4 protein-coding genes and 1 pseudogene are annotated in these 9678 nt (G+C 33.8%); 3 read left to right on the forward strand and 2 right to left on the reverse strand.

Annotated elements, in window-relative coordinates:
• Positions 1 to 7 precede the first annotated feature (7 nt).
• Both cmk and porQ read right to left on the reverse strand, forming a co-directional pair.
• Entirely contained in the window at positions 8 to 703 is a 696-nt protein-coding gene (cmk, locus tag C7447_RS13285) for a (d)CMP kinase (RefSeq protein ID WP_148871004.1), read from the reverse strand.
• Positions 704 to 757: 54 nt separating this feature from the next.
• Complete coding sequence (porQ, locus tag C7447_RS13290) at positions 758 to 1804, reverse strand: type IX secretion system protein PorQ (protein WP_148871005.1); 1047 nt, start codon at positions 1802 to 1804, stop codon at positions 758 to 760.
• Positions 1805 to 1981: 177 nt separating this feature from the next.
• Between porQ and C7447_RS13295 the strand changes: the two genes are divergently transcribed.
• The 3 genes and pseudogenes from C7447_RS13295 to C7447_RS13305 form a co-directional block, all read left to right on the forward strand.
• Entirely contained in the window at positions 1982 to 4177 is a 2196-nt protein-coding gene (locus C7447_RS13295) for a T9SS type B sorting domain-containing protein (protein ID WP_148871006.1), read from the forward strand.
• A 7-nt stretch (positions 4178 to 4184) separates the two neighbouring features.
• A complete protein-coding gene (locus C7447_RS13300) occupies positions 4185 to 6062 on the forward strand; it encodes a PorP/SprF family type IX secretion system membrane protein (RefSeq protein WP_148871007.1) in 1878 nt (625 codons plus the stop codon).
• 23 nt (positions 6063 to 6085) lie between these two features.
• Positions 6086 to 9678 (forward strand): annotated as a pseudogene (locus C7447_RS13305) (hypothetical protein); the annotation flags it as partial.

Raw genomic sequence — 9678 nt, forward strand, 5'->3', positions numbered from 1 at the left:
GGGCAGATTAGTTTTTGTTGAGTTTATCATTTACCAAGCTCATAATGCGTTCGAATTGTTCTTTTAATCCCATATCAGAATTATCAAGTTCTATCGCATCTTTTGCTTTTGTTAAAGGAGAGTCTTCACGAGTAGAGTCAATTCTATCACGTTCTTGCACGTTGTTAAGTATTTCTTTAAAATTAACAGCATCACCTCTGTCTATTAACTCTTTGTATCTGCGAGTTGCACGTTTGTCAGCAGATGCGGTCATGAATAATTTTAATTCAGCATCAGGAAAAACCACGGTACCAATATCACGACCATCCATTACAATACCTTTGTTTTTTCCCATTTCTTGTTGCGCTTTCACGAGTTTTTTTCGAACTTGAGAAATAGTAGCAACAGGACTCACAAATTTAGATACTTCCATAGTTCGAATTTCCTTTTCAACGTTTTTACCATTTAAAAACATTTCAGCAAACCCCAACTCTTTATTAAAATGAAAAGAAAGTTGAATAGTAGGTAAATCAGCAATTAATTTTTCAACTTCAAAAGTAGTATCTGTAATATAACGACGTTGCATTGCATATAAAGTTACTGCACGGTACATGGCGCCTGTATCTACATATATATAGCCTAATTTTTGAGCTAATTGTTTGGCAATAGTACTTTTTCCGGTAGATGAAAATCCGTCAATAGCAATGGTAATCTTCTTTGTCATTGTAAATAAATATAGGCAAAGATAAAGTATGGAAGGTTAATAAGAAAGAAAGCGTTAATATCTTCTAGGGTTATGTCCTTTCAATTCTCGATTCAAGTCTATTTCTAAACTAAACGTACTTGCGTTAGCAGCAAGATGGTATTTAGAATAGGCGTAGTTTAATTTGAATTTATTCATTTGTAGTCCAAAACCAAAAGAGAGTCCGCCAAAAGAACGTACATTTTGTAGCTGGAGTTCTTTTCCTCTCCTAAAATTATACCCAAGCCTAAGATTAATAACACTTTTCGGGAATAGCTCTGCGCCAATCGACACATGCCTAAAAGCATTGTCTATAAAAGAAATACTTTCTTTGGTAACATTACCTTCTAAATCGGTTGTTTGGTTAGAAGGATTCGCTACGGCAATATTCCATTTTTGTAAATTATCTAACGTTGCATACCATCGTAAAGGAACATTTTCTAATTGATACGAGCCTCCTAAAGCAATATCAAGCGGTAAACGTTCGTGAGTACCGTCAAAAGAATCAATTTGTGTGCCCACATTTCGTAAAACTAACGTAAGTATATACGGTTTGTAATCGTTGTAATAAATTATACCAAAATCTGCAGCAATACCAGAAGAAGAATAATTTGCGATGGAAGAATTAATATATTTAACATTTGCACCTACATAAAAATTAGAATTGGGTATTAGAGAAGCATACCCTAATGAAAGGACAATGTCACTAGCATTAAAAGTACCCGTTTCATTACCTTCTTCATCCGCAGCAATAAGACTACCGTAGTTTACATACTTAAAATTAGCATGCATGGTTTCCATTTGTCTGCTAAAACGATGCGCATAAGAAACAGAACCCATAGAAATATCGCCAATATGGCTAGTGTAATTGGCAGATAAATGCCTGTCTATATTTAAATTTATCGAGGCAGGGTTCCAAACAGGTTGGTTAACATCGTCTAAAAAAGTGAGTACTTTTCCACCCAAAGCAGTTTGCCTTGCAGAGGTGGTTGTATTTAATATTAAAAAAGCTTCTTCACCTCCAGTTTGTGAGTAACAAATACTATTAAAAACTAAAAAAAAGAGTGAGAATTTTTTGAGCATTCAAAAAAAAAATTAACTTTAGAGTATAATTTGTAAAAATAACGTATTAAATTCAAAGATAGTATGTTGATATTTGTTTAAAATAATAAAGTTGATATTTGATTGATTTTATTAAATTTAGATATATTTGCAGGTAATTAATATATAGAATATGCTAATTAATAGTCCCCATCTATTATGTGTAAACACAATCCCTTAACCCTAAAACACGTTTTAGGTCTTTTTGTTTTACTATTTAGCTCAGGTTTGTTTTCTCAAGAATTACAAATACCTGAGGTGGTTAGTACCACAAACCATTCAATAACGCTAGATCATTTATGTGCATCAAGTGGCTTTAATAATTTTACTGTCAAATTTTCATGGGGAGTACCTCCACACTTTAATGCTGATAATATTTTTTATATTGACTTATATGATGCAGATGATAATTTAGTCGGTAATGTGGGGTCAATAACTAATAAGAATTTTGATATTTTTGATGTTACAGGAACTTTTTCATTACCTACAGATACATACGGAACTGGATACAGAATTAGAATAAGAGCGACATCTCCTGAAATGACAGGGCCACCTTCGGAACCTTTTGAGGCGTATTACAGACCAGATGTAAGTTTAATTTTAAATGGAAATAATCAAAATGTAGTTTTATGTGGTAGCACACCAACAGAAATAAGTTTAAATACGGATGATACTTACGAATACATTTGGTATTTTAATGATAATCCTATAGCAGGAGAAACTGGGCCAACACTAATGGTTTCTGCACCAGGGGTGTATTATGCACTCATTGAAGCAGGACAATGTAGTGATTCTTATCAACCCTCAAATTCTGTAACTGTAAGTTCATTAGATGTAGATGATGTTTCTATAGAAGGAGATAATACGGTGGAAATATGTGCTGATGATACCTACACTTTGGTGTCAAGTGTAGATGATGCTTCTTATTTATACGAATGGTATAAAGATGGAGATCTTATAGTGTCTGCTGATGAACCAACATATACAACTCCTGTTGGAGAACAGTTTGGAGTATACCATTTAGAAGTAACCGTAAGTGGTTGTACTGTTAGTTCTCAAGAAGTTACTATACAGCAACAAACAGGGGCTAATTTCGATTTTACGATCGATAGTGCCCTAACCAGAATTAAGTTACCATGTGAATCTTTTGTATTAACTGTTGAAGATAATTTGACTTCAGCAACTTATACTTGGTTTAAAAATGGAGCGCAATTGGGTGCAACTTCAAATAATTTTAATGTTACAGCGCCAGGAGAATACTATGTTGTAGTGACTGATACTTCTGGGGCGTGTCCGTTTTCTAAAGAATCTGAAGTGTATACAGTTTTAGGGGTTGATAATCTTGTTACAGTTATAAGAACAGATTATGATGCAGATTGTACGGCAGCTACGACTAAATTATCAATAGTAGGTATTAAAGCCTCAGCAACAGATGGTAATCAATATGATTTGTCTACAAGTCAAATAGATTCATTTAATTTTCAATGGTTTAAAGACGGCGCTGCTGTTTCTGGAGCAACGGCTAATGAACTAAATATAGATTCGTATAATGATAATGGGGCTTATCAATTAAATGTTTCTGGATGTTCTCTTTCTTCAGATTCTGAACCTTTGTCAGTGCTTTTAACTTTGGATGTAGAAATTCAATCGTCTTCACCATCAAATAGTGTTTGTCCGGGAGGTACTATTGATTTATCGGTAGCTATCGAACCAGGATTTACGTATACTTGGTATAAAGACGATGTAGAAATTACTGTAACTGATCCATCAACTATAGAAGTTTCTGAGATTGGGGAGTATTATGTGACTTTTGAAGGGTTTGGTTGTCTTAATACTGTACCATCAGTAGAAATTGTAGAATTTGACGCTTCGGTATTAGAAGTAAGTCCATCAACGACAGCAATTTTAACGCCAGGAGAAACCACAACTTTAACAGCGTCTGGTGCAGATTCTTACGAGTGGTATAATGAAGCAGGTACGTTACTTTCTACCAATGAACAACTAGAGGTAAACAGGTTAGGAAATTACACTTTAATAGGTACAGTAGGAAATTGCACAGTAGAAAAAATTATTCAAGTGGTAGAAGACGATGGTAAATTAATGATTCCTAATGTCTTATCTCCTTTTAATGGAGACGGAGTAAACGATACTTGGGAGTTACCAAATAGGTTAGCATTTCAACCAAATGTGACAGTAATTATATACAATTCAAGAGGAAAAGAAGTTTTAAACACAACCGATTATCAAAATAATTGGCCAGAAGACAATAATTTAAAAGACGGAGCGATATTCTATTTTAAAGTTATTAAAGATAATAGTTTAGTAAAAGCAGGCACAATATCCGTTTTAGAATAGATACAATATGATAAAGAAAATTACATTAAATATACTTATATTATTAGCAGTTTCAACCTCTTTTGCGCAAGGAGGAGGCTTACCTGAAGATGAATATAGTGGGTTTTCTTCAAGAAGCTTTATGAAGTTTAATAATTTCTTAAGTGTTCCTACTTTTTCTTTATTACATGGAAATACTAGAACAATTCAAGCCATTACAAGAAATGCGAATATTCAGTTTGAAGATGCTTCTCGGTTACAAATTTTAAGTTATTCTGGTAAAGTACGTGAAAATGTTGGAGCAGGTATGGCTGTTTTTCAACAAGAAATAGGTGCTTTTAAAGATTTCGGAGCACTGGCTAATTATGCATATCAAGTGCAATTAGGTGCAGAAAGTAAATTAACATTTGGTTTTAATTTCTTTTATAGTAGAAGAGGATTAGATAATCCGAGAGTTTTATCTAACGGAGATGAATCATTAATTAATAATTATCAAGATAAACCCGTGGTGGTGTTTCAACCTGCAGCTACCGTTTCATTCGGGAAGTTTTACGCAGGTTTGTTTTTTGAAAATTTAGGAGATTTTAATTTAAAGAGAAGCGAGTTTGTAACCTCTTTTGCAGATAAAACGATATCGGCACATGCGGGGTATACTACAGATTTTAATAATTTTAGTGGACTCTTAGAAGATGCAAACCTACGTTTTTTAGGAGTTGTAAGACGTTCTAAAATAGATGGTTTTTCTTATTCTGGTAACGTGTTAGCAGATTTACCAAAAGCAGGTTGGGTTAAAGTAGGGTATGATAATCTTTTTGGTCTAAATGCAGGTTTAGGGATTAATCTATCAGAAAATCTTTCTATTGGATTTTCGTATGAAAAACAAGATAATTTAGGAGGAACTAATGAAGTAGGTCTTATTTATTCTTTAGGAAAAACAAGAACAAGAAGAGATAGAATCTCGAAACCAAATGTAGAAATTATTTTACCAGATGATACTACACCAGAGGTAAAGCCTGTTCCTGTAGAAATTAGAAAAGAAGAATATAAAGATGAAGAGCATAACGATTTGTCTGATGAAATACAAAGAGCCCAAGATTCTTTAAATACGTTACACAAGAAAGTGGATGAGATTTTAAATTTACTTAAAAATCAGCCTAAGCAAGTAGAGATAATAAGAGAAGTTAAAACAGTAGTACAACCTAAAGAAGTTTTAGATACATCTTTAAAAAGAAGTAAAGAAACACCATGGAGAAAGAAAACGATTACTAGAACCTCTAGTGGAGGTGGTGGCGGTACAATGTACTATGTTGCTGTAGATTTATTTAAAGACGATGACAAAGCAAAAGATTTAGTTGCTCTGTATAAGAAACGTAAGATTAAAGTTAAATACGTAAGAGATCCAAGAACCAAAATGTACTATGTATATGTAGATAGATTTGCTAAAAAAGAAGATGCAGAAGAAAAAGTAGATGAAGTAAATGGTACAGGGACTAAACGTTTTGAAGATGATAAAAAAGATGATAAAGATAAACAGGCTATTAAAGCAGAAAAAACATACAAAGACCCTGTTTATGTAGTAAAAATAACTTTAGGAGGTGAAGGTGAAACTTATACGGAACCAAAAAGACAACCTAAAGCACGTGTAAGCAATATGAAAATGATGAATGGCTTAGAGGAAGGATATTACTTAGTAGTAAATGTGTTTTCTAAAAAACCATACGCCGATAAATTTATTGATGAATTACGTACCGATGGTATCGATGCAGGTTATTTTTTAAATCCAGAAACAGGGTATAGACACGTGTACATTCATAAAACAGATAAAAAAGAAGAAGCAATACGATTGTATAATAATAATTTAAATAATTCTTATTACGATCGTAAAAATATAGTGCATATTCGATAGAATATTCAAAAAATCCCCGACATATGAATAGAAAGATACTTTTAAGTTTAATCGCTTTTTTACAGATAGCACTTTTATTTTCTCAAGAAAATGGAAAAGATAGTATTCAGCTTAATGAAAGTAAAGGATACTTGGAATTAAGGAATACACTTTTTAAAGCAAATAGACCTCCAGCAGGTTTTCAACAACGTGTTATTAACCCAGATGGTTCCGCTGGTGGAATCAATGTAAAAGGTAATATTACTTTTATTGCAAATAATGTATTAAATAGAGATAGTAATAATAGAGACCCTGAAGATCCTTATGATGGTAATGATTCAAATGGAAGTATCAATATGCAATATATTGATATTGATAATGATGGAACCACCGATTCCTCTAGTTCTGATGTTTTAAATCTCCCAAATTGTTCTCGAGTGGTTCATGCAGGGTTGTATTGGGCAGGGGTATATCCAGCTGATAGATGGAATAATTTAAATGGAGGAAGGTCGGATGATCCTCATGAAATGAAGTTTAAGTTACCAGGAGGGGCTTATCAAGATATTGTAGCAACTACTGCTGATAGAGAAATAATTTTTGATGATAACTTTACTTATATTTGTTATAAAGATATAACAGGCATGATTCAAGGGTTGGGAGACGACCCAAATGGTACTTATTTTGGTGCAAATGTTAGAGCGATAAGAGGAGTTGATTCAAATGGAGGCTTAGGAGGTTCAGGGGGATGGATTATGGTTGTTATTTATGAAAATGAAACGGAAACAAGTAAAAATATTTCTGTTTTTGATGGTTTTGCAGAAGTAAGCTCTGGGAATAATCAAGATATATCTTATTCTGGTTTTACTACGGTTCCTGTAGGTCCAAATATTAATGATCCAGCACCCGTAAGAGCTAGTTTGCTAGCGGCAACATTAGAGGGAGATAGAAATCTTAGAGGGGATAGTTTTCAAATTCAAGAGGCTGTTGATCCTAATGGAGATGGGATATATGAATATATAGACCAATATACACCTAATGTAAATCCAAGACAATGGGTTAATGGTAATTGGTGGAATCCTGGTTATTGGAGATATAATTTTTTCAATGGTTCTATAAGTAGATATGACCAATATGTAACAACAAGAGTTCCAGATAGTGAAAATACTCTAGGGTTAGATGTAGATTTGTATGAGTTAAACAATCCTAACAATAGTGTTATTGGAAATGAACAAACAACAGCTAATGTTAGATTTACGACCAATCAAGATGTGTATTGGCCCTTTTTAAATGCATTAACAGTTGAAATTATAGCTCCTGAAATTGAATTAATTAAAGGTATTGTAGATGCTTCAGGTAACGATATACAAGGAACAGATGTAACGCTTGGGAGTGAATTATGGTACGATATTAGTTTTCAAAACGTAGGTACGGATGATGCTACGAATACCATAATAACAGATAGATTACCTAAAAATGTTGATTTATTAACGACGACAGCAGGTAACGGATCGATTGGACCAGATGGGATAACGTACTTCGATATTGATTTACCAGACGGAGTAACTATAGCAGGTTATGATCCTCCAAGTGCTTCAAATGATTTTAGAGCAGAAGTTAGATTGTCTGTAGAAGACTCGATGGTTTTAGAAGGAGGTGCTGTTCATAGCATACGAATGCATGTTCAAGTAGTTTCTGACTGTAATGATCTTAGAGATGTGTGTTCTAATGTTATTGAAAATCAGGCTTTTGCAAAGTGTGATGGTGTTAAAGGAGGTGTCGTAGTAAATAATCCAAGTTTTTCTGGGATAGATGCTTGTGATTTCGGTATTGTAGGTTCTTCTAACTTTTTAGTAGATGTAGACGATTGCGGGTATGAAAGAGAGGAAGTACTTTGTGGTACACAAATAACCTTAATAGCAGGAGCTGATTTTGCCTCTTATGAATGGGTAAATGCAGCGAATCCGTCGGTTGTTTTAGGAACCAATCAAACTTTAGTAGTTACTCAAGTAGGACAGTACATTGTTAGAAAAGTTGCCCCAACATCTTCAGGGTGCTTAAATACTCAAGAAATTATTAACGTAATTCCTTTTGGTAGTGGAGGTAATCCTATAGTAAACTCGTTAAATGTTTCAGGAGACTCATATATTACAAGAACTTGTAGTAATAATAATGTAGACGTTGTAGAAATTTATTTGTGTGGAGATTCCGATTTAGTTTCTTTAGCCACAGGTATTACAGCACCAACTACAGTAAAATGGCAACAATTAAGAGCTAGCTGTAGCCCTGACCCAGATCCTGATTGTCCTAATTTAGCCCCTACATGTTGGGAAGATGTAGCTACAAGTGCAGATTCACCAACAAGAAATTTTTCTGATCCAGGACAATACAGAGTAGTAATAACAGAAGAAGGAGGTTGTTTTGGGAGTTATTATTTTAATGTATTTAAAGCCAATATAACCCCAACAATTACTACCGAAGATATTATTTGTAGTAATCCAGGTAATATAACAATATCTGGTGTGCCAACTATTTATGAATATGCTATAGTAACATCTGGAAGCCCAGCACCAGCAGATTCTGCTTATCAATCTTTAGTTTCACCAGAAACTACTTTTGTTTTTTCAGTAACCACAGCAGGAAATTATGATGTATATATAAAATCAGATGATACATCATGTGTATATTTTTACCCTAATTATCAGGTAAACGAAGTAGATATCGATGTTAATATAGAAACAGACCCTATACAGTGTTATGATTCTACAGGAGAGATTCGAATTCAAATAAATAGTGATATTCCAGCACCGTATTCATATACTATTACGAGTGGAGGATCTACGGTTGGAACCTATGGGCCAACTAGTGATAAATCTTACCCTTTTACAGTTTCTAATGGAGGAACTTACACGGTAAATGTAACATCAGCTGAATGTAATTATTCAGAAGATGTAACTTTTACAAGACCACCAGAATTAACATTAACAGCAGTTAATACGAAAGATATTAGTTGTATTGGAGGTTCTTCAGATGGAATTATAACTTTAACCGCAGGAGGAGGAACGCCTAGCTATAATTTTGCTATCTGGTCGTATGTTCCAGCATCAACAGCAAGTGCTACTGCTATTTCTTATACTAATGTATCAGATATTTCTTCTGGAGATTTTTTTACAGATCCAACGGTTTTAGTTCCTAATGGATCAGAAGGAACTTATGAATTTATTGTTATTGATACTAATAACTGTTCAACAATTTCGTCATCTGTAGAAATTATTTTAGAACCTGAATTACAGTTTACTCAAGCATCTACAGATATTACTTGTAGCGGTAATACTGACGGAACGATTACAGTAGCTATAGATGGAGATGCAATAGGATACACTCCAGAATATAGTATTGATGGAGGTGCCACATATAGTTTTTCAGGTTCGTTTACAGGACTTGCAGCTGGAAGTTATACTATAGATGTACGTGCAACTAAAGGAGCATATTCTTGTCCTTATACTGTAGGGCCAATAACAATAAATAATGTTACTACGGTATCGAGTACAGCGAGTTTAACACAGGATTATACGTGTGGAACTTTAGGAGAGATTACTTTTACAGCGGCTACAGGCGGAACACCAGGAACATCAGGTTA

The organism is Tenacibaculum adriaticum, assembly GCF_008124875.1.
GTDB lineage: Bacteria > Bacteroidota > Bacteroidia > Flavobacteriales > Flavobacteriaceae > Polaribacter > Polaribacter adriaticus.

Excerpts from the sequence above, each read along its gene's own strand:
- cmk (WP_148871004.1), bottom strand. The coding sequence starts at position 703 with ATGACAAAGAAGATTACCATTGCTATTGACGGATTTTCATCTACCGGA.
- porQ (WP_148871005.1), bottom strand. The coding sequence starts at position 1,804 with ATGCTCAAAAAATTCTCACTCTTTTTTTTAGTTTTTAATAGTATTTGT.
- C7447_RS13295 (WP_148871006.1), top strand. The coding sequence starts at position 1,982 with ATGTGTAAACACAATCCCTTAACCCTAAAACACGTTTTAGGTCTTTTT.
- C7447_RS13300 (WP_148871007.1), top strand. The coding sequence starts at position 4,185 with ATGATAAAGAAAATTACATTAAATATACTTATATTATTAGCAGTTTCA.